Origin of the sequence: Pandoraea cepalis (assembly GCF_902459625.1) — a bacterium.
GTDB lineage: Bacteria > Pseudomonadota > Gammaproteobacteria > Burkholderiales > Burkholderiaceae > Pandoraea > Pandoraea cepalis.
Map to the genome: position 1 here is coordinate 66434 of NZ_CABPRY010000010.1, position 24860 is coordinate 91293.

21 protein-coding genes are annotated in these 24860 nt (G+C 64.3%); 9 read left to right on the forward strand and 12 right to left on the reverse strand.

Features of this window, described 5'->3' with window-relative positions; translation table 11 throughout:
- Positions 1-33: 33 nt before the first annotated feature.
- Together cls and PCE31107_RS18600 are read left to right on the forward strand one after the other, a co-directional pair.
- On the forward strand, positions 34-1461 hold the full coding sequence (gene cls / locus PCE31107_RS18595; protein WP_150610182.1) for a cardiolipin synthase: 1428 nt from the start codon (positions 34-36) through the stop codon (positions 1459-1461).
- A 172-nt stretch (positions 1462-1633) separates the two neighbouring features.
- Positions 1634-3574 carry an ATP-binding cassette domain-containing protein gene (locus PCE31107_RS18600; protein ID WP_130025793.1) on the forward strand — a complete coding sequence of 647 codons (1941 nt, stop codon included), beginning with the start codon at positions 1634-1636 and terminating at the stop codon, positions 3572-3574.
- Between the two features lie 245 nt (positions 3575-3819).
- Here PCE31107_RS18600 and radA read toward each other — a convergent pair whose 3' ends face one another.
- Together radA and alr are read right to left on the reverse strand one after the other, a co-directional pair.
- Positions 3820-5193, reverse strand: a complete 1374-nt coding sequence (gene radA / locus PCE31107_RS18605; RefSeq protein ID WP_017234104.1) for a DNA repair protein RadA — start codon at positions 5191-5193, stop codon at positions 3820-3822.
- A gap of 23 nt (positions 5194-5216) precedes the next feature.
- Positions 5217-6287, reverse strand: coding sequence for an alanine racemase (alr, locus tag PCE31107_RS18610; protein ID WP_150610184.1), 1071 nt, complete (start codon positions 6285-6287; stop codon positions 5217-5219).
- 336 nt (positions 6288-6623) lie between these two features.
- Here alr and lplT point away from each other — a divergent pair, with 336 nt between their 5' ends.
- Both lplT and thiD read left to right on the forward strand, forming a co-directional pair.
- Positions 6624-7916, forward strand: coding sequence for a lysophospholipid transporter LplT (gene lplT / locus PCE31107_RS18615; protein ID WP_017234102.1), 1293 nt, complete (start codon positions 6624-6626; stop codon positions 7914-7916).
- A gap of 1 nt (position 7917) precedes the next feature.
- Positions 7918-8742, forward strand: coding sequence for a bifunctional hydroxymethylpyrimidine kinase/phosphomethylpyrimidine kinase (gene thiD, locus PCE31107_RS18620; RefSeq protein ID WP_150610186.1), 825 nt, complete (start codon positions 7918-7920; stop codon positions 8740-8742).
- A 44-nt stretch (positions 8743-8786) separates the two neighbouring features.
- Here thiD and PCE31107_RS18625 read toward each other — a convergent pair whose 3' ends face one another.
- From PCE31107_RS18625 to PCE31107_RS18645, 5 genes are all read right to left on the reverse strand, one after another.
- On the reverse strand, positions 8787-9929 hold the full coding sequence (locus PCE31107_RS18625; RefSeq protein WP_150610188.1) for a DUF1853 family protein: 1143 nt from the start codon (positions 9927-9929) through the stop codon (positions 8787-8789).
- Positions 9890-10957, reverse strand: a complete 1068-nt coding sequence (locus tag PCE31107_RS18630; protein WP_150610190.1) for a uracil-DNA glycosylase — start codon at positions 10955-10957, stop codon at positions 9890-9892. The genes PCE31107_RS18625 and PCE31107_RS18630 overlap by 40 nt, the downstream gene beginning before the upstream one ends.
- The gene (rimI, locus tag PCE31107_RS18635; RefSeq protein ID WP_150610192.1) at positions 10944-11423 is read right to left on the reverse strand and encodes a ribosomal protein S18-alanine N-acetyltransferase; all 480 of its coding nucleotides are present in this window, start codon (positions 11421-11423) and stop codon (positions 10944-10946) included. The genes PCE31107_RS18630 and rimI overlap by 14 nt, the downstream gene beginning before the upstream one ends.
- The gene (tsaB, locus tag PCE31107_RS18640; RefSeq protein ID WP_150610193.1) at positions 11423-12193 is read right to left on the reverse strand and encodes a tRNA (adenosine(37)-N6)-threonylcarbamoyltransferase complex dimerization subunit type 1 TsaB; all 771 of its coding nucleotides are present in this window, start codon (positions 12191-12193) and stop codon (positions 11423-11425) included. The genes rimI and tsaB overlap by 1 nt, the downstream gene beginning before the upstream one ends.
- Before the next feature lie 185 nt (positions 12194-12378).
- Positions 12379-12624: a hypothetical protein gene (locus PCE31107_RS18645; RefSeq protein ID WP_130025786.1), complete on the reverse strand. Its 246-nt coding sequence runs from the start codon at positions 12622-12624 to the stop codon at positions 12379-12381.
- Here PCE31107_RS18645 and PCE31107_RS18650 point away from each other — a divergent pair.
- Positions 12623-14422 carry a DEAD/DEAH box helicase gene (locus PCE31107_RS18650; RefSeq protein ID WP_240756244.1) on the forward strand — a complete coding sequence of 600 codons (1800 nt, stop codon included), beginning with the start codon at positions 12623-12625 and terminating at the stop codon, positions 14420-14422. The genes PCE31107_RS18645 and PCE31107_RS18650 overlap by 2 nt on opposite strands.
- A 177-nt stretch (positions 14423-14599) precedes the next feature.
- Here PCE31107_RS18650 and pip read toward each other — a convergent pair whose 3' ends face one another.
- The 3 genes from pip to PCE31107_RS18665 all read right to left on the reverse strand — a co-directional run bounded on the left by pip (position 14600) and on the right by PCE31107_RS18665 (position 18339).
- Positions 14600-15538, reverse strand: coding sequence for a prolyl aminopeptidase (pip, locus tag PCE31107_RS18655; protein WP_174966723.1), 939 nt, complete (start codon positions 15536-15538; stop codon positions 14600-14602).
- A 401-nt stretch (positions 15539-15939) separates the two neighbouring features.
- Positions 15940-17538, reverse strand: a complete 1599-nt coding sequence (gene aceB, locus PCE31107_RS18660; protein WP_130025785.1) for a malate synthase A — start codon at positions 17536-17538, stop codon at positions 15940-15942.
- Between the two features lie 93 nt (positions 17539-17631).
- Complete coding sequence (locus PCE31107_RS18665; RefSeq protein ID WP_150610196.1) at positions 17632-18339, reverse strand: haloacid dehalogenase type II; 708 nt, start codon at positions 18337-18339, stop codon at positions 17632-17634.
- A 119-nt stretch (positions 18340-18458) separates the two neighbouring features.
- Here PCE31107_RS18665 and PCE31107_RS18670 point away from each other — a divergent pair, with 119 nt between their 5' ends.
- Positions 18459-19400: a LysR family transcriptional regulator gene (locus tag PCE31107_RS18670; protein ID WP_150610198.1), complete on the forward strand. Its 942-nt coding sequence runs from the start codon at positions 18459-18461 to the stop codon at positions 19398-19400.
- Between the two features lie 287 nt (positions 19401-19687).
- The gene (locus tag PCE31107_RS18675; RefSeq protein ID WP_174966724.1) at positions 19688-20122 is read left to right on the forward strand and encodes a universal stress protein; all 435 of its coding nucleotides are present in this window, start codon (positions 19688-19690) and stop codon (positions 20120-20122) included.
- A gap of 235 nt (positions 20123-20357) precedes the next feature.
- On the opposite strand, the gene aceA is transcribed toward PCE31107_RS18675, so the two are convergent.
- Both aceA and PCE31107_RS18685 read right to left on the reverse strand, forming a co-directional pair.
- A complete protein-coding gene (gene aceA / locus PCE31107_RS18680) occupies positions 20358-21680 on the reverse strand; it encodes an isocitrate lyase (RefSeq protein ID WP_017232259.1) in 1323 nt (440 codons plus the stop codon).
- A 333-nt stretch (positions 21681-22013) separates the two neighbouring features.
- Positions 22014-22925 (reverse strand): DMT family transporter, encoded by a 912-nt coding sequence (locus tag PCE31107_RS18685; RefSeq protein ID WP_174966725.1) that lies wholly within the window; start codon positions 22923-22925, stop codon positions 22014-22016.
- Positions 22926-23165: 240 nt separating this feature from the next.
- Here PCE31107_RS18685 and PCE31107_RS18690 point away from each other — a divergent pair, with 240 nt between their 5' ends.
- Together PCE31107_RS18690 and PCE31107_RS18695 are read left to right on the forward strand one after the other, a co-directional pair.
- Positions 23166-24032, forward strand: coding sequence for an NADPH-dependent 7-cyano-7-deazaguanine reductase QueF (locus tag PCE31107_RS18690; RefSeq protein ID WP_174966719.1), 867 nt, complete (start codon positions 23166-23168; stop codon positions 24030-24032).
- On the forward strand, positions 24029-24832 hold the full coding sequence (locus tag PCE31107_RS18695) for a VUT family protein (protein WP_174966720.1): 804 nt from the start codon (positions 24029-24031) through the stop codon (positions 24830-24832). The genes PCE31107_RS18690 and PCE31107_RS18695 overlap by 4 nt, the downstream gene beginning before the upstream one ends.
- The last annotated feature ends 28 nt before the right edge of the window (positions 24833-24860 follow it).

Genomic DNA, 24860 nt, shown 5'->3' on the forward strand with positions numbered 1-24860 from the left:
CGCGACTCACGGCATGGAGGAAGATTGTCCGTCATGGTGCTCAATTGGCTCGACGTCGGCTTTGCCGTCGCCTGTATCCATGCACTGGGGGCGATCGCCGCGATCCATGCCGTGCTGACGGTACGGACGTCGCAGGGCGCCGTGGCGTGGGCGGTATCGCTCGTCACGATGCCCTACCTCACGCTCATCCCCTACCTGTTCCTCGGCCGATCGAAGTTCATCGGCTACGTCGAGGCACGTCGCGCCCGGAATCAAGCGTTGCAATCGCGCATCGGCGAAACACAATGGAGCGGTGAGCCGCCTGTCGCGATGGAAGCCCATCCCGAGTTTGCGGCGCTCACCGCCATGACGGGCATGTCGTTCGTTGCCGGCAATCGCGTGCGCCTGCTCGTGAACGGCCACGCCACGTTCGACGCCATCTTCGCCGCCATCGACCGCGCGCGCGACTACATCGTCATTCAGTTCTTCATCGTCAAGGACGATGCCCTTGGACGCGCCCTGTCCGCCCGCCTGCTCGCGCGCGCCGCCACGGGCGTGAGGGTTTTCTTTCTCTACGACCGGATCGGCAGCCACGACTTGCCGCGCAGTTACTGCGACACGCTGCGCCAAGGCGGGGTCCTCGTGCACGAGTTCGCCGCCGCCAAGCGCGGCATCTTCGTGAATCGCTTCCAGTTGAACTTTCGCAATCACCGCAAGATTGTCGTGATCGACGGCAACGAAGCGTTCATCGGCGGCCACAACGTCGGCGTGGAATACCTCGGAGAGAAACCGCCGCTGGCCCCCTGGCGCGACACGCACATTGCCGTGCGCGGCCCGGCAGTGGTCGGCATTCAACGCGCGTTCGCCGAAGACTGGCACTGGAGTACGGGCACGGTACCCGAGCTGAATCGTCAACCGGTCGCCTCCGGCGAAGACATGCACTGCCAGGTGGTGCCCAGCGGCCCCGCCGACCGGCTGGAAACGTCGTCGCTCTTCTTTGTCACCGCCATCAACGCTGCGCAACAACGGGTCTGGCTCACCACCCCCTACTTCGTGCCCGATGAAGCCGTGTTCTCCGCATTGCGCCTGGCGGTGCTGCGCGGCGTGGACGTGCGCATCCTGATCCCCGACCGGGCCGATCACCGCGTGGTGTTCGAAGCCACCACGTCGTACGCCTTCGAAGCCGCCCGCAGCGGCATCAACGTCTATCGGTATCAACACGGCTTCATTCACCAAAAGGTCGTGCTGATCGACGACAGCGCGGCCGCCGTCGGTAGCGCCAACCTCGACAACCGGTCGTTCCGCCTCAATTTCGAGATCATGCTGCTGACCGTCGACCGCGCCTTTGCGGATGACGTCGCGTTCATGCTCACGCACGACTTCGAGCATGCCACCCTGCTGAACAAGGACGAATTTCGGACGATTCCGAAATGGCGCCAGATTGTGATGCGCGTGGCGCGCCTTTTCGCCCCAATTCTGTAGCCGGTCGACGGGGCGCATCGCATTCGCCTGCGCAGACCGGTAAAATAGCGGTTTTGCCGTCCTCTGCGCGTGGGTTTGCCGGCATGGCACGTTCGGTCCTCATTGGATCAACGGCGCATGCCCACCGCGCAGGCCAAGGACGTACTGACCCGCTTACCCCTCGGCCTTTTTCGTGATCCGATTCGAACACCTTTCCCTCGCGCGCGGCACCAAGCCGCTCTTCGAGGACACCTCCGTCACGCTCAACCCGGGCGAGCGCGTCGGCCTCGTCGGCGCCAACGGCGCCGGCAAGTCCACGCTGTTCGCACTGTTGCGCGGGCAGTTGCACGCGGATGGGGGCGATGTCTTCGTGCCCAGTAGCTGGCGTTTGGCGCATGTGATGCAGGAGACGCCGGCGGTCGAGCGTACTGCGCTCGACTACGTTCTCGACGGCGACACGCGGCTGCGTGAGATCGAAGCGAATATTGCGGCGGCGGAAGTCGCTCACGACGGGCATGCCCAGGCCGACGCCCATGCGGCCTTCGCCGACGCCGACGGCTACACCGCCCCGGCCCGTGGCGAGGCGCTGCTGCTCGGCCTCGGCTTTACGTTGGCGCAAACGCAATTGCCGGTCGCCAGCTTCTCGGGCGGTTGGCGCATGCGTCTGAATCTGGCGCAGGCGCTCATGTGCCCGTCCGATCTGTTGCTGCTCGACGAGCCAACCAACCACTTGGATCTGGACGCCATCGTCTGGCTCGAAGACTGGCTCAAGCGTTACCCGGGCACGCTCATCGTGATTTCGCACGATCGCGAATTTCTCGACGAGGTCTGCAACGTCACGCTGCACATCGAGAATCAGCAGATCAAGCGTTACGGCGGGAACTACAGCCAGTTCGAAATCCTGCGCGGCCAGCAACTGACGCTGCAGCAAAGCGCCTTTGAGAAGCAGCAAAAGACGATTGCGCACCTGGAGTCGTTCATCACGCGCTTCAAGGCCAAGGCGACGAAGGCACGTCAGGCGCAGAGTCGCGTGAAGGCGCTCGAAAAGATGGAGCGCATCGCCCCCGCGCATATCGCGTCGCCGTTCACGTTTGAGTTCCGCCCAGCCGACAGCGCACCGAACCCGATGCTCGTGCTCGAAGCGGTCCGTTGCGGCTACCCGCTCGAGGACGGCAGCGAGAAAGTCATCCTGCCGCACGTCACGATGTCGGTGCAGAACGAGCAACGCATCGGCCTGCTCGGCGCCAACGGTCAGGGCAAATCGACGCTGATCAAAACGCTCGCCGGCACGCTGGCGACACTCACCGGCTCGGTGAAAACTGGCAAGGGCCTGCAGATCGGCTACTTTGCCCAGCATCAGGTCGAAACGCTGCGTCACGACGATTCGCCATTGCAGCACTTGCAGCGACTCGCCCCGGATACGCGCGAGCAGGAGCTACGGGATTTTCTCGGCGGGTTCAATTTCCGAGGCGACATGGCCACGTCGTCGATTGCCCCGTTCTCTGGCGGCGAGAAGGCGCGTCTGGCGCTCGCGCTCATCATCTGGCGCAAGCCGAACCTTCTGCTGCTCGACGAACCGACCAATCACTTGGACCTCGAAACGCGCCACGCGCTCACGATGGCCTTGGCGCAGTTCGACGGCACATTGATTCTCGTCTCGCATGATCGGCATTTGCTGCGCGCGACCACCGATCAGTTCCTGCTCGTGGCCGGCGGCGAAGTAAAACCGTTCGACGGCGATCTCGACGACTATCGCGACTGGCTGCTGCAACACGCGGCCGACCAACGGGCCGCGGCACGCGACGCCAGCAACGGTAGCGGTGAGAGTGCAGAGGGTGGCGACGGTGTCAATCGCAAGGATCAGAAACGCGCCGAAGCGCAGGAACGCCAGCGGCTGTCTCAACTGCGCAAACCGCTGCAACGCAAGATCGAGAAGCTGGAGCAATCGATGGCGAAACTCGCGGACGAAAAGGCGCGACTCGACGCCATCCTCGCCGACAGCGGCACTTATGAAGACGCGAAAAAAGCCTTGTTGACCGACAGCCTCAAGCAGCAGGTGGACGTCACGGCCAAACTATCGGACATTGAAGCCGAATGGCTCGACGCGCAGGAAGCGCTCGAGCAGATTGTCTGACCGGCATCAGACCGCGAGGCGGCCGGGCGGCGGCGCATTGTCGCGATACCGCTATGTCACCCGCCGCCGACACGAAAGCCCGGTCGATTTGAGGGGCCCACAAGCGCTCGACGCACGTCCAATCCCTGGTGCGCATGAGGCGCACGTCAATCGATCCGGGCCTTAATCATGCGCGCACCCTAGACGCCTGGGCGATGGCATGCCCTGAGAAGGCCTGTCCCGGAACGCCCCAAGCGCCAGCGTGACTACAACCCCGCCACGACGGAAATCGCGTGCTCCAAACGGTCGACGGCATGCACTTCGAGGCCGTCGATGGGTTGCTTCGGCGCATTCGCTTTCGGGATGATCGCAATCGAAAAGCCCAGTTTGGCGGCTTCCTTGAGACGATCCTGACCGCGCGGGCTCGGCCGGATTTCGCCCGCCAGCCCGACCTCGCCGAATGCCACGATGCCGCGCGGCAACGGCTTGTTGCGCAGCGACGAATGAATCGCCAGCAACACGGCCAGATCGGCCGCCGGCTCCGAAATCTTCACGCCACCGACAGCGTTCAGGAACACATCCTGATCGAAACAGGCGATGCCCGCATGACGATGCATCACGGCGAGCAACATTGCCAGCCGGTTCTGCTCCAGCCCCACGGCCAAACGCCGCGGATTGGGCACCTGCGCCGTGTCGACCAGCGCCTGCACCTCGACGAGCAGCGGGCGCGTGCCTTCCTGCGTGACGAGCACGCACGAGCCCGGCACGCTTTGCTCATGTTGCGAGAGGAACAGGGCCGACGGATTCGCCACGCCGCGCAGGCCTTTCTCCGTCATCGCGAACACGCCCAACTCGTTGACGGCACCAAACCGATTTTTGAACGCCCGCACCAACCGGTACGACGAGTGCGTATCGCCCTCGAAATACAGCACCGTGTCGACGATGTGTTCGAGAACACGCGGCCCGGCGAGACTGCCTTCCTTGGTCACATGGCCGACCATGATCACCGTTACGCCGCTCTGCTTGGCGCTGCGCGTGAGTTGCGCCGCGCATTCGCGCACCTGCGCGACCGATCCCGGCGCCGAACTGAGCGCTTCGGAATAGACCGTCTGGATCGAGTCGATCACGACAACGTCGGGCTTCTCCGATTCGATGGCGCCCAAAATCTTCTCGAGCTGGATTTCCGCCAGCAAATCCAATTCCCCGCCGCCCTCGCCCGCGGCGCCGAGGCCCAGGCGCTGCGCACGCAAGGCGATCTGCGCGCCCGATTCTTCGCCGCTCACGTAAAGCGCACGCCGTTCGCGCGCCAGATGCGCAAGCGACTGGAGCAGCAGCGTCGACTTGCCGATCCCGGGATCCCCGCCGATGAGCACCACGCCGCCGGCAACCAGACCGCCGCCCAGCACGCGGTCGAATTCACTCACGCCGCTGGAGAAGCGCGGCACATCGGCCGCCTCGATCTGCGCGAGCTTGCGCACCGGCGTACTCTTGGCGAGCGATTGGTATCGATGACCTGTTGGCGCTTCCGCCACCGATTCGACGAGCGAATTCCAGCCGTTGCAGTGGGGGCACTGCCCAGCCCACTTGGGCGTCTGCCCGCCGCATTCGGTACAAATATAGACAGTCTTGGCTTTGGCCATGCGTGGCGATCCTGTCCTGATGCTCAGTTCGCGTACACCGGCACGCGGCGCGCCACGGCACACATCAGCTCATAGCCGAGCGTGCCGGCCGACGCTGCGACCTCGTCGATGCAAAGGCCCCGCCCCCACAACGTGACAGGCGCCCCCACGCGTGCCTGCGGCACCGGCGTGAGATCGACGGCCAGCATGTCCATCGACACGCGGCCCACGGTGCGCGTGCGCACACCGTCGACCAGTATCGGCGTGCCCGAGGGGGCAACACGCGGATAGCCGTCGGCATAGCCGCAGGCAACTGTGCCCACGCGCATCGGCGTCTCGGCGGTGAAGACGCTACCGTAACCGACCGTACCGCCCGCCGGCACGTCCTGAATGCCGATCAACTCGGCTTCGAGCGTCATGGTCGGTTGCAGATCGAGCGCGGCCGCCGGGACTTCGAGACCTTTCGGCGAGGAGCCATAGAGCATGATCCCCGGGCGCACCCATGCTCCGTGCGCTTCCGGATGGAACAGCGTGGCGGCCGAGTTGGCCAGGCTGCGCTCGCCCGGCACGTCGCATGCGCCACGCTCGAACGCTTCCATCTGATACGCGATGCCGCGCGGACCGTCGGCATCGGAAAAGTGAGTCATCAGCACGATCTGGCTCACGCCAGGAATCGCGCGAGCGCGCTCCCATGCGGCGCGAAAACGCTCGGGGGCGAAGCCGAGACGGTTCATGCCCGAATTCATCTTGAGCTGCACGTTGAGCGGCTTGCTCAGGCGCGTGGTCTCCAGCATGCGCAGTTGTTCGTCGCTGTGCACGGTCGTCGTCAGCCCATACTTGTCGACGACGGCCAGATCTTCGGGTTTGAAGAACCCTTCGAGCAGCAGAATCGGACCGGCCCAGCCGAGTTCGCGCAAACGCACGGCCTCATCGAGATCGAGCAGGCCGAAGCCATCGGCGTCGCGCAATCCGGGATACGCGTTTTCAATGCCATGCCCGTAGGCATTGGCCTTGACCACGGCCCACACCTTGGCGCTAGGCGCACTGCGGCGGGCGACATCGAGATTGTGAGCGAGGGCTGCGGTGTGAATCGAGACTTTGATTGGACGAGGCATAAGCGGACACGGGATCGAAGGAGACGCTCGCCAGGACAGGCCGGCGGCATAACGCATCGGCATATTTTCGTGTTATAAAGCCGTGCGCACAACTTGTTTTGCCAAATTTTTCTCCCGATAACAAGACCGGTCTCAGACCGAGGGCGACCGGGCGCCCGACACGGGGAGCATCAAGGCCGAATATACGGCTGAATAACGACAGTTGATTGGCCGAAGCGCGCCGATACCCCGATGTTTAAGCCCGGTTTCTTCCGTGGGAAGCCCGTTGCGGGCGCTGCGGATACCGACAACCGAGACACGCAAGTTTTACGCAGCACGGGATCGACTCAAGGAACGATGAAGAAAGGCTTTTATACCATCATGGCCGCGCAGTTTTTTTCGTCGCTGGCCGACAATGCATTGCTCATCGCCGCAATCGCGCTCCTGAAAGATCTGCACTCCCCGCAGTGGATGACGCCACTGCTCAAGCTCTTCTTCGTGCTCTCGTACGTCATTCTCGCCGCCTACGTCGGGGCCTTCGCCGACTCGATGCCCAAGGGCAAGGTCATGTTCATCAGCAACTCGATCAAGGTCGCGGGCTGCCTGATGATGCTGTTCGGCTCGCATCCACTGATCGCGTATGGTGTAGTCGGCTTCGGCGCGGCGGCCTACTCGCCCGCGAAGTACGGCATTCTTACCGAATTGCTGCCCGCGGAGAAACTGGTCGCGGCCAATGGCTGGATCGAAGGGCTGACGGTCAGCTCGATCATTCTCGGCACCGTCCTCGGCGGCACACTTATCAGCCCGCATATTTCCGAATGGGTGCTCCAACGCACGCCGGAGGTCATCAACACGCCGGCGATGGCCTCGATGGTGGTCATCATGGTCATCTACGTGATTGCCGCGCTGTTCAATTTGCGTATCCCCGACACGGGCGCGCGTTACGCGCGTCAGCAACGTAATCCAATCCGACTCGTCTCCGATTTTGCCGACTGCTTCACCACGCTGTGGCGCGACAAGCTGGGCCAGATCTCGCTCGCCGTCACGACCCTGTTCTGGGGCGCGGGAGCAACGCTCCAGTTCATCGTGCTGCGCTGGGCCGAAAAAGCGCTGGGCATGACGCTGTCGGAAGGAGCCATCCTGCAGGCGGTGTCCGCTGTGGGTGTGGCCATCGGCGCCATCGCCGCCGCCTCGCGCATCCCGCTCAAGCGCTCACTCTCAGTGCTGCCGGTCGGCATCGCCATGGGCATCGCGGTGATGGCGATGGCCTTCTTCTCGAAGGACCTGCTGCCGTGGGGCGCCGATTGGAAAGTGCCGCTGTACCTGATCGTTGCCTACATCTTTCTCATCATCGTCGGCGCGCTCGCGGGTTTCTTCGTGGTGCCGATGAACGCCCTGCTCCAGCATCGCGGTCACGTCTTGCTCTCGGCGGGCCATTCCATCGCCGTGCAGAACTTCAACGAGAACCTTTCCGTGCTCATCATGCTGTGTCTCTACGCGCTGCTGATCTGGTTCAACGTGCCGGTGGGGGTCGTCATCATTCTGTTCGGCGTGTTTGTCTCGGGCACGATGTGGCTCGTCATGCGGCGTCACCAGGCCAATCAGCGCGAATTCGATTCGGTCGCGCTCATCGGCGAAATCAAGCATTGATATGTCTTCGCGTCAGTCGTCCGTTCCCATCGTCCTCACCATTGCCGGCTCGGATTCCAGCGGTGGCGCAGGCATCCAAGCCGATCTAAAAACGTTTTCCGCGCTCGGCGCCTACGGCGCCAGCGTGATTACCGCCCTCACCGCGCAGAACACGCGGGGGGTCACCGCCATCCACACGCCGCCGGCCAGTTTCGTCACTGCGCAAATGGATGCCGTTTTCCAGGATCTGACGGTCGATGCCGTCAAGCTGGGCATGCTTGGCAATGCCGACGTCGTACACGCCGTTGCCGCTGGATTGCGGCTGTACAAGCCGCGCTTCGTCGTGCTCGATACCGTGATGATCTCGAAGAGCGGCCACGCGTTGCTGCAACCCGATGCCGTCGCCGCATTGCGCGATGAACTGCTGCCGCTGGCCGATCTGATCACCCCCAACCTGCCGGAAGCCGCGGCGCTGCTCGGCGTCGAGCCCGCGACCGACGAACGCGAGATGGAACGGCAAGCGCAAGCGCTGCGCGCGCTGGGCGCACGCCATGTGCTGGTCAAGGGAGGCCATCTGGCCAGCGATCTCAGCCCGGACTGGCTCGTGAGCGCGACAGGGGTCGAGCGCTTCACCGCCCCGCGCATCGCCGTGCACAACACCCACGGTACCGGCTGCACGCTCTCCGCCGCGCTGGCCGCGTTGCGACCCCGTCGCAACGACTGGTCGGACACCGTGCGCGACGCCAAGGCGTATCTCAACGGCGCGCTTGCCGCCAGCGACACATTGCACATCGGCCACGGTGTCGGCCCCGTGCATCACTTCCACGCCGTCTGGCCCAAGGAGTGAGGCGCTGACGCGCTGAATGCTCGCAATACGCGCAATGCGCCGACTCAGATCGACGGCGCGCCGTCGTCGGCACTCTGCGCCAGCGCGCGACGCGCGGCCGCGTCGGCCCGTTCGCTCAATTCTTCGATGCGATGCCGCGCGCGCGGCGCCCAGAAATCGGGCACGATAAATCCGCGCTCATCCTCGAACCAATCCCCCTCGCCCGCCCGCCGGTTCAGCGACACGACGAGCAACGGCTCGGCGCCGCGTTCTCGCCAGTGCGTCTCGATTCGGGCATGCATCGCCGCCAGCGATAGCGCCGACGAATCGCTGACGCGCGCGGGGGCCAGCCAACGCGCGCGCGGCAATAATGCCCACGTGCGTTCGCGTGCGGCGCTCGGCGCATGCTGTGTCGACTGCGCGTGCGCCCACCACTCGTCGAGCGTCGCCCACCAGCCTCGACCGTGCGCTTCGGACGCCACCGCCGGCAACTGCCCACGTTGCGCGAGTGGATGGAAAAGCCAGCCCTTCAGATAGACCTGCGGCAGCCACGGTCCGGCGACGGGTAATGCGCTAAGCGCTGCGTCCAGCGTGGTCAGGCGCAATTGATGATCGAGCAACCGCGCCACCTTGTCGGCCAGGCTGTCGGCCAGGTTCGGTCCGAGCCAGTGAAACTGCACGGCTCGTTCGTCGAGTCCCGACGATGGCGTCGCTGGCGGCACGAACAGATAGAGCTTCACCGCCAGCTCCCAATGCAGCAATTGACGGTCGGCGCGCCGGGCCAACAGGAAATCGCACTCGCCGAGCGTCATATTGCCGCGCCGGGCGTCACGCACCTGCAAACCGGCGGCGAGCAGATCGAAGCGAGGACTGTGCAGCAGTGCGAAGTGCAGCAATTGCTCCGCATAGCGCCCCAGGCGATGGCTTTCGCCGCGCGCAAGAAAATCGCGCAATGGCTCGACGTCGGCATCGCAGGCCAGTAGCCAGTCGTGCAGGATTCGGGAATGAGGAGCGGGGTCGGCGATGTCGGGCTGGCGCGCCGCATCGTGCACCGCCTGCACGCCGTCGAACTGCGCCAGCGCCGCCGGAAAGCGGGCGGCACTGAGCAGATCGGAGGACAACAGCAGCCACGCGAGGTCGCGCACCGGCGCCTCGCGCAGCGTCTCGATCAGTTCGCCGTAGGCGTGTTGGAGGGAGTCGATTCGCACACAGCCTCATAGGTGGCCCGCGCCAGGCACCAATCCGTCCAGGCCTTGGCCTTGTCGGGCAAACTGCGCAACAGGTAGGCGGGATGGTACGTCACGATCACCGGCACGCCTTCATATTCATGCACGCGCCCGCGCAGGCTGGCGATACTCGCCTGCGTGCGCAGAATGCTCTGGGCGGCGAAACGCCCCATCACCACGATCACGCGCGGCTTGAGCAGTGCCACCTGACGCCTCAGGTAAGGCTCGCAGCTCGCGACTTCGGTCGCCTCGGGATCGCGGTTGTTCGGCGGACGGCACTTGAGCACGTTCGCGATATACACGTTCTCGCCGCGCTGCAATGTCACGGCGCGCAGCATGTTGTCGAGCAGCTTGCCGGCCTGACCGACGAACGGCTCGCCCTGCAAATCCTCCTGCTGCCCCGGGGCTTCCCCCACGAGCAGCCAGTCGGCCTCGCGGTCACCCACACCGAACACGGTTTGCGTGCGCTTTTCGCACAGGCCGCACAGGCGACAATTGGCGACGCGCTCCGTCAGCGCCTCCCAGTCCAGTGTCTCGACGCCCGGCAGCGCAGGGCGCGACGGTGCCCCGGCCTCGCCTGCATCGCGCATGATCGACCACAGCGCAGCATCGGCCGCTGCGTCGCCGTCGCCGCTGCCATCGTCGTCGAGCCACATCGGCCTGTCGTCGGGCGGCAGGTCCTCCGTGCGGCGGTTGGCCCCACGCGACTCGGGTGTCTGTGCCGACACGGGTGCCGACTCACGGCGGACAGGGGCGGCGGGCACTTCGTCCGATATCGCGGTGCTTCCCGTAGCACGCGCCATCGCTGGAGCGACGCTTGGCGTCACGTCCCACGGCGGCAGGTCGTCGGCATGGGTTTCGCCCCCAAGGGGGGAGGCCGCATCGACGCGTGTCGCGACGTCGCCTTCCTCGTCAGTCGACGTTACCATCGCCGCCTTGGCCACGGCCTCGTGCGACATCCACACCGGCCACAGCCCGAACTCTTCCAGAATCGCTTTAGGCCACGGCACGATCAGTCTCCCACGTCAGGCGCATCACAATGGCGTCTTCACGACGCCCGCTCGCCGGATAATATCCCTTGCGCCGGCCAATCTGCACGAATCCGAAACGCTCGTACACGCGCAGCGCCCTTACGTTCGACGGACGCACCTCCAGCAATACGCCGCTCATGCCGTGAGCACGCGAGACGCGCACCACCTCGTCAAGCAACTGCACGCCCAGCCCGTTGCCCTGCATTTCCGGCACGACGCACACGTTGAGCAAATGCGACTCGTCGACGACCGGCATCATCAAAAAATAACCGAGCAGTGTGCCGTCGACCGCGCGCAGGCAGACGCCCTGATGCCCGGCGTCGAGCGAATCGGCGAAGTTCTGGCGGGTCCAGGGATACGGATACGCGCGCACTTCGACGGCTACGACCTCGTCGAGATCGGCCAGCGTCATCGGCGAATAATGGTTCGGACCGGTCTGGCGCATCAGGGCACCTCCGGGGCATTTGCCTTCGCGGTCTGGGCGGCAGCCTGCTTGATCGCTTCGCGCTCGGCGGTCGTTTGCGCCACCTTGTTGCGGATGTAGACCGGCATGGCCTGATCGGCGGGAATGGCACCGCCCCGCGCGAAGGCGCGGGCCGCGAGCGCTGCGACGTAACGGGCACGCGGCATGGCGTTGGCCAGGACTGCCTGCGCCTGCGCGCTCGCCTGCAAACGATCGCCGAACGCCAGCGCGGCATTGCCCGCGATGACGAAATCCACGTCGGGTGCGCGTACCCGTTCGGCAGCGTCGAGCGACGCAGGCAGAACTTCGCGCCAATCGTTCGTGGCGCTCTCCCAGGCGTAATCGGCCCAATAGGCCTCATTCATGCGGGCATCGAGTGCGACGAGCACTCGTCGCGTGTCGACGCGCAATGCGCGCGCCGCTTCGGCACACGCGAGCAACGTCCCCACCGGCACCACGGGCAGTGCGGCGCCAAACGCCAACCCCTGCGCGACACCGCAGGCCGTGCGCAACCCGGTAAACGACCCCGGCCCCGCCCCGAAGGCGATCGCGTCGCAATCGGCAAGCGTGACGCCGGCCTCGCGCAGCACGTCGCGCGCGGCGGGCAGAATATGGGTGCTGGAGACCGGGCCGGTATCGAGGTGGCGCTCGACCACAAGGGCCGGGGCACCGCTGGCGAGATCGTGACGGTATACGGCAACCGAACAGAATTCGGTCGAGGTATCGAGGGCGAGAAGCGTAATCGAAGACATGGCGCTATTGTAATCGGGTGGGCGGCGAGCCACCTAGCGGCACCGACGGTCGCCCGCCCCTGGACGGTGCCAGCTTGCCGCATTCCGCATAGCCGAGCATCGCAACCGCCCCATCACTCCGTGCAAATCCGAACGTGCATTTCCCCAAAAACACTGCTATAATCCGCGCTTCGCTTCGCGGATCGTCATTGGACTTCCTGCGAGGCGACGAAAAACTGCGTTTTGCCCCAATCCTGTGATAAGCCGCTGTAGTTCTTGCCGGTACTGGCGTTCCTGATAGAGGAACGACCCGCCACCGTCCCTGGCTTACGATACGGATTTCGATCCGCTTTCTGCCCCATCCGCGATTTGCTTCCTGCTTGCGACGAATTGGGTTTGCCGATTGGCGCCAACGCCCCGACATCACCTTTTTGATCCGCAAGAGGCTTCATGGAACAAACTTCCAAGATGTCTGCGCTCGCGCAGACGTATTTCCCTTCGTCCGAAGAAAACGCTAACGCTATTGTTGTCGATGCCGCTCCGGCAGCCAGCAACGACGGCACGCCCACGTTCGCCGAACTCGGCTTGAACGCGGCGATTCTGTCGACGCTCACCACCGCAGGCTATACCCATCCGACGCCGGTGCAGCAGCGCGCGATTCCCGCCGCGCTCGCCGGTCGCGATCTGCTCGTGTCGAGCCCGACGGGCTCCGGCAAGACGGCCGCCTTCATGCTGCCCGCCATCCACCGCTTCGCGGAAATGCAGGCCAGCGGCGAGCTGAACAGCCGCGCCCCGGCCGCGCATCCGCGCAACGTGCCGGCAGAGCCGGGCGAAAAGCCCCGCAAGGGCCAGCGCGTGCGTCGCGTGGCCGCCCAGCCGCTGCTGCTCGTGCTCACGCCGACGCGCGAACTGGCGCAACAGGTCTCGACCGCGGCCGACACGTACGGCAAGCAACTGCGCCGCCTGCGCACGGTGAGCATTCTCGGCGGCATGCCCTACCCCCGTCAGCTCGAAATGCTGGCGAAGCAGCCCGAGATCATCGTGGCGACGCCGGGCCGTCTGCTCGATCACATCTCCAGCGGCAAGATCGATCTGTCGCAACTGATGATGCTGGTGCTCGACGAAGCCGATCGCATGCTCGACATGGGCTTCATCGACGACATCCAGACCATCGTCGACGCCACGCCGGCATCGCGCCAGACACTGCTGTTCTCGGCAACGATCGACGGCCGCATGGGCGAAATCACGCGTCGTCTGCTGCGCGATCCGGAAACCATCGAGATCACGCGCGGCTCCGACCAGCGCACCAACGCCAACATCGAGCAAACGCTCCATTACGTGGACGATCGCGCCCACAAGGATCGCCTGCTCGCACACCTGCTCGGCAACGATTCGCTCGACCAGGCCATCGTGTTTACGTCGACCAAGCGCGACGCCGACCTGATCGCCGACCAGCTCGAACAAGCCGGTTTCGACAGCGCCGCGCTGCACGGCGACATGCCGCAAGGCGTGCGTAACCGTACACTGCGCGCCCTGCGCGAGCGTCGTGTGCGCGTGCTGGTCGCCACCGACGTGGCCGCACGCGGCATCGACGTGCCGGGCATCACGCACGTGTTCAACTACGATCTGCCGAAGTTTGCGGAAGACTACGTCCACCGTATCGGCCGTACAGGCCGCGCCGGTCGTCGTGGCGTGGCCGTGAGCCTGGCCGCGCACGCCGAAATCGGCGCGGTGCGTCGCATCGAACGCTACACGCGTGAACTGCTGCCGGTGAATGTCGTGGCCGGTTTCGAACCGCGCCGTGCCGCACCGAAGGCCGGTGCCGGCGGCAAGCGTCCGGGCCCGAGCCGCAGCGGTCCGCGTCACGGTCAAGGCAACGGCGGCGGCAGCCGCTGGAGCAACAACGGTCCGCGTCACGCCAGCAGCGCCGGTAACGGCGGCAGCGGTAGCGGCGGTTATCAGGGCGGTCAGCGTTTCGGCGGCAACAAGCCGGCCGGTGCCCCGTTCGAGCGTCGCGAGGGCAATGGCTTCCAAGGGGGTTACCAGCAGAACGGCGCGGGTAACGGCGGTAATGGTGGCAATGGCTTCTCGAACGGCAGCGCGACCGACCGCTTCGAGCGTCGCGCTCCGCGCCCGGCCGAAGGCGGCTATCGTCAGGATCGCGGCACGCGCAGCTTCGACGCCCCGCGTCAAGATCGTGGCTTCAGCAATCGCAACGGTGGCGGCTTCAACAAGCGTCGCGACGACTGAACGGCCTGAGGTCGTCAGGACCGATACCCCATCGGTCCTGCGCAAATGCCTGAAAACCCCGGATGTTGACGTCAACGGTCAACGCCGGGGTTTTTTGTTACGCGCGCCGGATCGAAAGAGGCCGACACGTAGGCGCAAGCACTGCCAATCGGCGCTCGCCAGACGACCCCGTCGATCTCAGCGCGTCGACACAAACTGATCGGTCGCTTCGATCAACCAGTGCAGAATCGTGGGCTCGTTGAAGGCATGTCCGGCGTCGGACGCCCAATAGAAATCCGCCTCCGGCCACGCCTTGTGCAAGTCCCAAGCCGTGCGGGCAGGGGTCGCCACGTCGTACCGGCCCTGGACGATCACACCCGGAATGTCGCGCAGGCCGCGCGCACCATCGATTAACTGGTTCGGCGCGAGAAACCCGTCGTTGACGAAGTAATGATTCTCGATGCGAGCGAACGCAATTGCGTAGCGCGGATCGCCGAACGCCTCGGCAAGATGGTCGTCAGGCAGCAGCGTGATGGTGCTGCCCTCCCACATACTCCATGCCCGCGCCGCCTCGATTCTCACGGCCTCATCGCGATGGGTCAGCCGCTTCTGGTAAGCACGCATCAGATCGCCCCGCTCTTCAAGCGGGATCGGCGCGAGGAACGACTCCCAGCGATCCGGAAACAGCCACGATGCGCCCTTCTGGTAATACCACTGCAACTCGTCGCGGCGCACGGTGAAAATGCCGCGCACGATCAATTCGCTTACTCGGTCGACGTGCGCCTGCGCATAGGCCAGTGCCAAGGTGCTCCCCCACGAGCCCCCTAACACCAGCCACCGGTCGTATCCGAACTTGACGCGCAAGCGCTCGATGTCATCCACCAGGTCCCACGTCGTGTTGTGGTCCAGACTCGCATGCGGTAACGAGCGTCCGCAGCCACGCTGGTCGAACAGCGTGACGCAGTATTTGCCCGGATCGAACAACCGCCGATGCTCCGGCGAGCAACCGCCCCCGGGACCGCCGTGCAGAAACACCGCCGGCTTGCCCTGCGGATTGCCGCACCGCTCCCAATACACTTGGTGCCCATTGCCCACATCGAGCACGCCGTGCTCGAAAGGCTCGAGCGGCGGGTACAGGCCGCGCAGCGTTTCCGGGCGAATCTCTACAACCTTGCCAGGCCCCCGCGGTACAAGCGCCTGCGCGCGTGGACCGTTTGGCAGGCTGCGGGCGGCATCATCGGGAAAGTCGAGCGACATCGGCATCCTCACATGAACACGGGGCTGGGCATTGTCGACGTCACGCCCCAGCGCAACGCCGACCATGGAAACTCGGGCGAATAGCACGAGAATCCATCCGTCGAAGTTCAGTGTAGCGCGGCACCCAAGACAAGACAAAACTCGCGCTCAAAACGAAATGGGACGATGTAGCCATCGTCCCATTCGTACAGCGATGCGATCACCGAGTCACGATAAGGGCGTGAATCGGACTCAAGCCTAGTCAGACCGTTTCAGCCCCCATCGGAGCCCTTCATCACGCTTCAAACCACTTCGTACAGCGGCAACGTAAGGAACTCGACAAAATCGTCGCTGGTGCTCATTTGCTCGAAAATGACGGCCGCGCGATCATACGTCGGCGCCACTTGCCCCACGAGTGCTTTCACATTGGCAAGCTCCTGCGGAATCAGCTCGCGCACCAGCTCGGCGGTGACCTTGCGGCCGTCGTCGAGCTTGCCCTTCGGCGAGCGGATCCACTGCCACACCTGCGAGCGCGAGATCTCGGCCGTTGCCGCATCTTCCATCAGGTTGTGAATCGGCACGCAACCATTGCCCGCCAGCCAGGATCCCAGGTAGTGGATGCCGACATTGATGTTGTTGCGCAGCCCCGCCTCGGTAATCGGCGCTTCCGGCTGGAACGTCAGCAGGTCACGGCCCGAGACCCTCACATCGTCGCGTTGCTTGTCGATCTGGTTCGGACGCTCGCCCAGCACCTTCACGAACTCTTCCATCGCCACGGGCACGAGCCCTGGGTGTGCCACCCAGCCGCCGTCGTAACCGTCGGCGGCGTCGCGCGCCTTGTCGCCGCGAATGCCGGCCATCGCCCGCTCGTTCGCTTGCGGATCGTTCTTGATCGGAATCAACGCGCTCATGCCGCCAATGGCAGGCGCATTGCGGCGGTGACACGTCTTGAGCAGCAGCAGCGCGTAGGCCCGCATGAACGGCACCGTCATGTTGATGCGGCTGCGATCGGCCAGGCAGAAGTCGGCATCGACCTTGAACTTCTTGATGCACGAGAAGATGTAATCCCAGCGGCCGGCGTTCAGGCCCGCGCTGTGCTCGCGCAGTTCATACAGAATCTCGTCCATTTCGAACGCGGCGAGAATCGTCTCGACGAGCACCGTCGCCTTGATCGTGCCCTGCGCCAGGCCCAGTTCGGTTTGGGCGAGCACGAACACGTCGTTCCACAGGCGCGCCTCGAGGTGGCTCTCCAGCTTCGGCAGATAGTAGTAAGGCCCGAAGCCGCGCTCGAGCGACGTCTTCGCGTTATGGAACACATGCAGGCCGAAGTCGAACAGGCTGCCCGACATGCGCACACCGTCCACGCTCACGTGCTTCTCGTCGAGATGCCAGCCGCGCGGACGAACGATCAGCGTGGCGACCTTGTCGTTCAAGGCGTAACGCTTGCCGTTCTGTTCGAGACTGATGGTGCCACGCACGGCGTCGCGCACGTTGATATGCCCTTGCAACTGGTTATGCCAGTTCGGCGTGTTCGAGTCCTCGAAGTCGGTCATGTAGCTGTCCGCCCCCGAGTTCAGCGCGTTGATGATCATCTTGCGCTCGACCGGCCCCGTGATTTCCACACGACGGCATTGCAACGCCGCCGGCAACGGCGCGATGCGCCATTCGCCGTCGCGGATCGCTTGCGTCTCGGGCAGGAAATCGGGCACTTCGCCGGCGTCGAGTCGTGCGGCGCGGTCCGCGCGGGCCGCAAGTAGTGCCTGACGGCGCGGTTCAAAGGCGCGGTGCAGCTTGGCGATGAAAGCGAGTGCCTCGGGGGTCAGGATCGCTTCGTACTCAGAACGAATATCGGTGCTGGCATCAACATGCAATTGCATGCCGGGGGGCAGAATCAGGGACATCAGGGATCTCCAACGATCTTCATTTATATAAGGGAGTGCGCCGCAAGGAAGAACTTCAGGGGCTTTGCACTAGGCCTCACACCGCGTTGGGCGTCAGGCGCGCGCTCCCGTCACTCCCTCGACGAACCGCTGCAAGTCGCGCATGTCGCGCCCCATCCCTTGCGGCGTGACGCCGAGCTGTTCGACCGGCAGCCCGGCCCGGTTGACCCAAAACGTCGGGTAACCGAACCAGGTAGCACCGGCCGCGTCCCAGCCGTTGCTGGAGACGAAAACGATGGCGTCGGCAGGCAGGCCGAACGCGTCGGGGCCGAGTTGATAGGCCTCCGGGGCGGTCTTGAATTTGCGTACCGCGTCGACCGACAGCACATGCTCGAACAGATCCTTGATCCCAGCGCTCTTCAGGCCGACGTCGAGCATGCGAGGATCGCCATTCGAGAGCACGCCGAGCCTGAGACCCATTGCACGCAACGCGCGCAGCACAGACGGGTTCTCGGGGAAGACGGACAGACAGGTGTACTCGTCCATCAGGCGCTTCTCGGCGACAGACGAGAGCGTGAGATTCAGACGCGCCGCAGCGTAGCGCAACGCGTCGACGGTGATGTCCCAGAACGGACGGTAGCGTTCGCCGCGCGGGCCCGAGAGCGAGCGCAGTTGCGTGTATTCGATCTGCTTGGCCCGCCACAGCTCGGCAAGCGCCGCCCCGCGTCCCGGGAACTGCTGCTCGGCGGCCGCCGCGACGGAGTACACGTCGAACAACGTGCCGTAAGCATCAAAAATCACTGCCTGAATACGCGAAGCCATAACTTGGGTATCACTCAATATTGCTTGTCATTGCCTGCCAATTGTATTATTGATAGCAATCACCATAAAAGTTCACAAAAATCACTTTATCTTTGACTTTTTAGTACATAATCCCCCGCGTGGATCGCTTCAAACAAATCGAAACGTTCGTCGCCGTGGCCGCCAAGGGGAGTCTGTCGGCGGCCGCAGCGCTCGAAGGCGTGGCGCCGGCCGTGATCGGGCGGCGCATCGACGCGCTTGAGTCCCGCTTGGGCGTGAAGCTGCTCGTGCGCACGACGCGGCGGGTCACGCTCACGTTCGAGGGATCGGCGTTTCTCGAGGACTGCCAACGCATTCTCAACGAGATGCACAACGCCGAGGCTGCCGTATCGGCGGGCGGGGTCAAGGCCAGCGGCCATCTGCGGCTCTCGGCACCGGCCGGGTTCGGGCGACGGCACGTCGCCCCGCTGCTGCCGGCGTTCATCGAATCGCATCCAGACGTCACGGTCACGCTCGACCTCTCCGACCGTCTCGTCGATCTGGTCAACGAAGGCTTCGATTGCGCGATCCGGCTGGGCGAGTTGCCCGATTCGAGCCTCGTATCGCTGCGGCTGGGCGAGAACCGCCGCGTGTGCGTGGCGGCGCCGGGGTATCTCGCACGCCACGGACGCCCCGAATCGCTCGATGCCCTCGCGCGTCACAACTGCCTCGCTTTCGGATCGACGGCCAATCAGCAGCGCGGCTGGACCTTCTCGCAGGACGGCAAGGTCGTGACTATCCGCGTGAGCGGCACGATGGAATGCACGGACGGCGCCGTGCTGCACGACTGGTGCCTGGACGGCTACGGCCTCGCGTGGCGCTCGTGGTGGGAGGTTGGCGACGATATCCGCGCGGGCCGGCTCATGAGCGTGCTCGACGATTTTGCCGCGCCGCCCATCGGCATTCACGCCGTCTTCCCGCAACGCCGTCACCTGCCGCTGCGCGTGCGCCTGTTCATCGACCATCTCAAGCACCATTACAGCAGTTCGGTCTACTGGCGAGATGACGCGGCACCCGTCGCGCCGCACAGCGCGGCCGTCTGAGCGGCGGCGCGCCGCGGTGCGAGGGGGCGTGAGGGCGAGTGAGGGCGCGTGAGGGGACCTGAGGGATTACCGCCCTATCGGGACTATCGGGTTTGCCCCCGTTGTTGCGTCGCGCCAAAGCCATAGAATCGAAACGAAGGGTCCGCTGGCGATGCGCAGGCTTGAGGGCAAGACATGGCCCTGACTGGCACCGGATGTCTCGGGACAGCGGACGGGCTGCAAGACCGTGATACCTGCGCGAGCCTGTGAACGCGTGTTCAGCAACGCCAACTGCGGGAGGTCATATGCTGTTTACCCACATCCTCATTCCGACCGACGGCTCGGAGCTTTCCGAAAAGGCGGTCACGGGCGGACTCGAACTGGCGCGCGCGCTCGGTGCGAAGGTCACGGGCTATTGCTGCCTCGCGGAGTATCCGTATTCGCCCTTCAGCGAGTATGTACTGGAAGCGCCGGCCACCTTCAGCGAGCGCATTGCCGAAGAGGCAAGCGCACACCTCGACAAGCTGGCCGAAGCCGCCGCGGCGGCGGGCGTGCCGTTCGAGCGCGACAGCTCCACCTTCCCGGCGCCTTATCTCGGCATCATCGACGCGGCGCAACGTCACGGATGCGATGTCATCCTGATGGCCTCCCACGGACGGCGCGGGCTGACCAGCCTACTGCTTGGCAGCGAGACGCAACGTGTTCTCGTGCACTCCAAGATTCCGGTGCTCGTCTACCGCTGATCCACTCGCGGCAACTCGGCCGCACATGAAAAAAGGCCCGTGAGCGGGATACGCTCACGAGCCTCCTCTCGTTCAGGCGTGCATGGCACCCTCACCGCGACGGGACCGCAGTCAGGGCCGCCCCCGGCCGGATAGGCCGGACGCGCGGTCATCGCGCGATGTCGCACCGCCGGCTGACGATGTGCCCCCACGCGCATCGTCGCTGGCGGGCGCACCGCGCCCTCCCTCAGCCCGGTCAGGCTGCCTTGACCTTTGCCTTCTTCTCGTCGAAGAACTGTTCGTCCTCCGTCGAACCCTTCAGGGCCGTGGTCGATGCGTCACGCTCAATCGTCTGCGTAACGGCATCGAAGTAGCCCGTACCCACCTCGCGCTGGTGCTTCACCGCGGTGAAGCCCTTGTCGGCCGCCGCGAATTCGGCTTCCTGCAACTCCACGAAGGCGCTCATCTGACGACGGGCATAGCCATGCGCCAGGTTGAACATCGAGTAGTTCAGGCTGTGGAAGCCGGCCAGCGTGATGAACTGGAACTTGTAGCCCATGGCGCCGAGTTCCTTCTGGAACTTGCCGATGGTCGCATCGTCGAGGTTCTTCTTCCAGTTGAACGACGGCGAGCAGTTATACGAAAGCATTTTGCCGGGGAAGTGCTTGTGAATGCCCTCGGCAAATTGCCTGGCGAATTCGAGATCGGGCTTGCCGGTCTCGCACCACACCAGATCGACGTACGGTGCGTAAGCCAGACCACGGGCAATCGCCTGATCGAGGCCGTTGCGCGTGCGGTAGAAGCCTTCGACCGTGCGCTCGCCGGTGCAGAACGGCTGATCGATCGGATCGACGTCGGCGGTGATCAGGTCAGCGGCTTCGGCATCGGTCCGGGCGATCAGGACGGTCGGCACGCCGAGTACGTCGGCAGCCAGTCGTGCCGCCACCAGCTTGGCCACGGCTTCGCGCGTCGGCACGAGCACCTTGCCGCCCATGTGACCGCACTTTTTGACCGACGCGAGCTGATCTTCGAAGTGCACGCCGCCGGCGCCCGCTTCGATCATCGCCTTCATCAGTTCGAAGGCGTTGAGCACGCCACCGAAACCGGCTTCCGCGTCGGCCACGATCGGCGCGAAGTAATCGATATAGCCTTCGTCGCCCGGGTTCTTGCCTTCCGACCATTGGATCTGATCGGCCCGCGTGAAGGTGTTGTTGATGCGACGCACGACTTGCGGCACCGAGTTGGCCGGATACAGCGACTGGTCGGGGTACATTTCACCCGCCATGTTCGCGTCGCCGGCGACCTGCCAGCCCGACAGATAAATCGCCTTGAGACCGGCCTTGACCTGTTGCATGGCCTGATTGCCGGTCAGCGCGCCGAGGGCGTTCACAAACGGCTCGTCGTTGATCATTTGCCACAGGCGCTCCGCACCGCGGCGGGCAAGTGTTTGTTCAGGCTGGATCGATCCACGCAGGCGCACCACGTCTTCGGCCGAGTAGCCACGCTTGATGCCCTGCCAGCGCGGATTGTTCGCCCAATCCTGCTCGAGTTGCTTCACCTGGTCTTGACGTGTCGTCATGATGATCTCTCCTGGTTTCTCGATACAAACAAAGCGGTGACGCCTGACTGCCTGTGCGGCTTGAAACCGGCATGTCTTGTATAAGAGTTTAGGGATTTTTCACGCAACGCAACAGAACGAACCACGGCATGGAGTAAAATTTTTTAACTATAAAAATCAATAATATACGAATATTATTTCTCGATGCGAAACGATATTTTCCGTTCTGAAATGGCATCGTTGTGCCGAGCAGCGCAAATTTTTACGCACCGCAAGATCGTTCCACATCATGAAAAAAGCGGGTGACGGCGAGTCCCGGCTTTGCAACCTCGCGAACAGGCGCGGGCGCGGTGGTTACGATGCGGCCCGACGGGCGGCCGTCGCCACCCTGGGCGGCTTGCACACGAACCAAACAGCGAGCGCGATGAAACAGCCGCCGACAACGTGCGCCATCGTGACTGCTTCATTGAGGAACAAGGCGCCCCACAGCACACCGAACGGCGGAATGAGAAACGTCACGGTCAGCGAGCGCAACGGGCCGAGATCCGCGATCAGGCGGAAGAACATCATGTAGGCCACCGCGCTGCAAAGGAAGCCGAGCGCGGCCATTGCGGCCCAGACGCCGCCGGTCGCCGGGCCGGGAATGCCGGACGTTGCCGACACGTAGCCGAAGAACGGCAGCAGCACGACGGCCGCCCCCAGTTGGCTGCCGAAGGCGACCAGCTTCGCATCGAGGCCGCCCCGGTCGGAAATCCAGCGTTTGGTCAGATAGCCCGCCAGGCCATAGCAGGACGTGGCGACGAGACACGCCAACGCCCCCATGACCACCGGCCCCGACATCGTGACCGGTCCGGCACGCGTCAGTACGGCGACGCCGACAAGCCCGAGCAAGACGCCCAACCCCTTGGCCCCCGTCAGGCGCTCACGAAAGAACAACGTGCCGATGATGACGCCCATCAGCGGCGTGGTTGCGTTGAGAATCGCCGAGTAACCGGCCGGGAGCACGCGCGCGGCGAGGCAGTACATCGCGAACGGAATGCCGGAATTGATGACGCCGAGCAGCATCGACACCCCAAGCCGCCCCTTGAACTCCCAGCGCACGCGCATGACCAGCAGGATGACCGCCAGACCGATGGCACCCAGGGTCACGCGAAGGAACGCCGTGGGCAGCGGCCCGAGCACGGGGACGATGATGCGCATGAAAAGAAAGCTCGCGCCCCAGATGGCGGAGAGCGTCAGCAAACGGGCAATGTCGGACGAACGCATAGTCGGCATGACGGCACGGTTGGCCGCCGGGAAGAATGGGAACGCATGAATCGTCCCACATCGACGCCAGGCCTGCTGGTCAAAATCGGACATGGCGGCAACGGCACAGTTGCGTTCATCGTCAACCCATATTGCCCGCCATGGTGGATCACACACGGTCCATTTTCGGAATCGGCGCATTGAGCAAACAAGCGGTCGCGCGCTATGGTGACTGACCGATCGATCGGAGATTTCACACTCATGACGCATCACGATTCACGCGCCGTCTCTCCTCACGAGGTCCGACCTCCGTCCGACGGGCCACCTCTCAGTCAGAAGACCATCATTCATCCGATTCTCCGCACCCGCCCTCCCACCCAGACGACCTCGCTGCACGCATCGCCCGCAGTGGTGCCACGCGGTTACGACCTATGGAATCACTATGAGGTCGCTTGGCTCGACATGCATGAGCGCCCCCAGATCGCCGTGGCGGAAATCGTGATTCCGTGCGATTCCCCGTACACGCTGGAGATGTCGGACGCGCAACGCTATTTCCTGACGTTGCGCGAGCGATGCTTCGAATCTCCCGACGCGCTGGAAGCGCACGTGGCGGGCGAGTTATCGCGCTGCCTGCAAGCGTATGTTCTGGTGCGCACGACACCGGTCAGGCACGCCGTTCGCACCACGGCCGCCTGCGGGCCGGGCGCGGAGAGTCTCGACCTCGCGCCGGTCAGCGTGGTACGCGGTGGCGTGCAGGCGAATGTCCTGTGCCTCGCCAGCGACGTCGGTGGGGCGCTGGCCTCGCCGATTCGCGAATGCCTGGTCTCCGACCTGTTGAGCGTGCGATGCCCGCTCACTGGCGGCGTCGACTACGGAACCGTCTGGTTCGACTACACCGGCGCACCCATCTGTCGCCGCGCACTGCTCGCGTACGTCCTGTCGTTTCGCGATAGCGCGATGCTGATCGAGCACTGCGTGGATACGCTCTTCAGTGACGTGCTCACGCGATGCGCGCCAACACGACTTGCGGTCGGCGCACGCTTCACGCGGCGTTACGGACTCGATATCAATCCCGTGCGCTCGACACATGCCATCGCTCTCACCAATCTGCGCACCATTCGCCAATGACCTCGACGATCTCCCCTGCCCCACTGCCCGCGGCACTCGCCGCACGCCAGGCCACGCGCATGACGCCCGCCGTCATCGTGCTCGCGATCGCCTTCGTGAGCTTCCTGCTGATCTCGAACGCATTGGGGGCTCGCGTATGCGAGGTCACGCTGCCCTGGTCGGTCGGCGACGAGCCGTTGCGGCTGACATTCTCGGCCGCCCTCATCAGTTTCCCGTTCGCCTACCTGTTTGCGTCGGTACTCACGGAGGTCTATGGCTATCGCATCAGCCGCATCGTGATCTGGAGCGGTCTCGCGGCCAACCTGGTGATGATCGGATTTTTATGGCTGATGACCCTGTTGCCGACCGAAGCGGCCTGGGCAGCACAAACCGGCTTCACGGACGAGGTGCAGCGCCACTGGTACGAGGCCATCGCGCATATGTTCCTGGCGTCGGTGTCCGCATGCTTCGTGGGCGAGTTCGCGAACGCCGCCACGCTCGCGCGCATGAAGGTGGCGATGCACGGCCGGCGGGCGAGCCTGCGCCTCATGGCGGGCAGCGCGCTGGCCGCCATGCTCGATACGGTCGTCTTCGTGACGGTGGCATTCGCCTACGTGCTCGACCTGGACGCGATGGCCCGCATGGCCGGACTCGAATTCGTCTTCAAATGTGCGATGCAATGGCTGGTGCTGCCGCTCACGGTGGGTCTGGCGCAAGTGCTCAAGCGCGTGGACGGCATCGACCACTATGACGTCGGCACCTCGCTCAATCCGTTCCGCTTTCGAGCATCGATGTCGCGGCAATCCGTGGAGATTCGATAGCGCATGTCGCTCGCGCGCTGTCACAGCC